The 1,792-nt window shown below is 75.7% G+C and carries 2 protein-coding genes and 1 pseudogene; all 3 read left to right on the top strand.

All coding sequences use genetic code 11. The annotated features are described in order from the left end of the window. Positions 1-105: pseudogene (locus tag HW445_RS33870) on the top strand (ribokinase); the annotation flags it as partial. Further along, a complete protein-coding gene (locus HW445_RS29575) occupies positions 102-1,325 on the top strand; it encodes a CaiB/BaiF CoA-transferase family protein (protein ID WP_180223893.1) in 1,224 nt (407 codons plus the stop codon). The pseudogene HW445_RS33870 and the gene HW445_RS29575, both read left to right, overlap by 4 nt. Further along, positions 1,322-1,792 (top strand): CoA ester lyase (locus HW445_RS29570; RefSeq protein ID WP_257231363.1); only part of this gene is annotated, 471 nt, incomplete at its 3' end. The genes HW445_RS29575 and HW445_RS29570, both read left to right, overlap by 4 nt.

Here is a 1,792-nt window from a genome sequence, read left to right as displayed (position 1 = left end):
GCCCTGCGCTGGGCGGCCGCGGCCGCCTCCCTGTCGGTGCAGCGGCCGGGGGCGTCGGCGTCGATGCCCTACCGCGCCGAGATCGAAGCACGGTACGCGTCATGAACCGGCCCACGACCGCGAACTCCCCGTCCCCCGTCCCCGCACCGCTGTCCGGGCTGCGGGTGCTGGACCTCGCCACCCTGTTCGCCGGGCCGCTCGCCGCCACCCTGCTGGGCGACTTCGGCGCCGACGTGATCAAGGTGGAGCACCCGTCGAAGCCGGACCCCTCGCGCGGGCACGGGCCCGCCAAGGACGGGATCGGGCTGTGGTGGAAGCTGCTCGGCCGCAACAAGCGCAACATCACCCTCGACCTGTCCGCGCCGGCCGGCCGCGACACCCTGCTGCGGCTCGCCCGGGACGCCGACGTGGTGGTGGAGAACTTCCGCCCCGGCACCCTGGAACGGTGGGGCCTGGGCTGGGAGGCGCTGTCCGCCGTCAACCCGCGTCTGGTGCTCACCCGGGTCACCGGTTTCGGGCAGGTCGGGCCCTACGCCCGCCGCCCCGGCTTCGGGACCCTCGCCGAGGCGATGAGCGGCTTCGCCGCCGTCACCGGGGAACCGGACGCGCCGCCCACGCTGCCCCCGTTCGGCCTCGCCGACTCCATCGCCGCGCTGGCCACCGCCTACGCCGTGATGACCGCGCTGGCCGCCCGGGACCGCACCGGCGAGGGGCAGGTCGTCGACATGGCGATCATCGAGCCGATCCTCACGGTGCTGGGGCCGCAGCCGCTCTGGTACGACCAGCTCGGCCACGTCCAGCCGCGCACCGGCAACCGCTCGCAGAACAACGCCCCGCGCAACACCTACCGGACCGCCGACGGCACCTGGGTCGCCGTCTCCACCTCCGCGCAGTCCGTCGCGGAGCGGGTGATGCGGCTGGTGGGGCGGCCCGAGCTGATCACGGAACCGTGGTTCGCCACCGGGGCGGGGCGCGCCGCCCACGCCGACGTGCTCGACGAGGCGGTCGGGACGTGGATCGCCCGGCGCGGGCGGTCGGAGGTGCTCGACGCCTTCGAGAAGGCGGAGGCGGCGGTGGCGCCGGTCCAGGACGTGCGGGACGTGATGGAGGACCCCCAGTACCGGGCGCTGGGCACCATCACCACCGTCGACGACCCCGAACTCGGGCAGCTGCGCATGCAGAACGTGCTGTTCCGGCTCTCCGCGACACCCGGCGCGGTCCGCTGGGCCGGGCGGCCGCACGGGGCGGACACCGAGGCGGTGCTGGGCGAGGCGGGGCTGGACCCGGACGAGATCGCCGCGCTGCGGCGGGAGGGGATCGTATGAGCGCGACCAGACCGCCGCTGACTTGGCTCTACACGCCCGGTGACCGGCCCGCGGTGGTCGCCAAGGCGCTGCGGGCCGGGGCGGACGTCGTGATCGTCGACCTGGAGGACGCGGTCGCGCCGGAGCGCAAGGAGTACGCGCGGGAGGCCACCGCGGAGCTGCTCGCACAGCGGCAGGCCGTTCCCCTGCACGTGCGGGTGAACGCCCTGTCCTCGCCGGAGGGCGTCGCCGACCTGAAGACGCTGCTGCCCTGCGACGGGCCGTCCGGGGTACGGCTGCCCAAGGTCGTCTCCCCGCGGGAGGTGGTGCGGGTGGCCCGGCAGGCCGCGGCCCTCGGCCGGGCGGGCCTGCGGCTGTACCCTCTGCTGGAGAGCGCGCTGGGCATCGAGGAGGCGTTCCGCATCGCCCGCGCGGACCCGTCGGTGGGCGGGCTCGCGCTGGGCGAGGCGGACCTGCGGGCGGACCTC

The organism is Streptomyces sp. UH6 (assembly GCF_013421635.1).
In the GTDB taxonomy this organism is placed as follows: Bacteria; Actinomycetota; Actinomycetes; order Streptomycetales; family Streptomycetaceae; genus Streptomyces; species Streptomyces abyssomicinicus.
This window is presented reverse-complemented; position numbering and strand designations above follow the sequence as displayed.

Excerpts from the sequence above, each read along its gene's own strand:
- HW445_RS29575 (WP_180223893.1), top strand. The coding sequence starts at position 102 with ATGAACCGGCCCACGACCGCGAACTCCCCGTCCCCCGTCCCCGCACCG.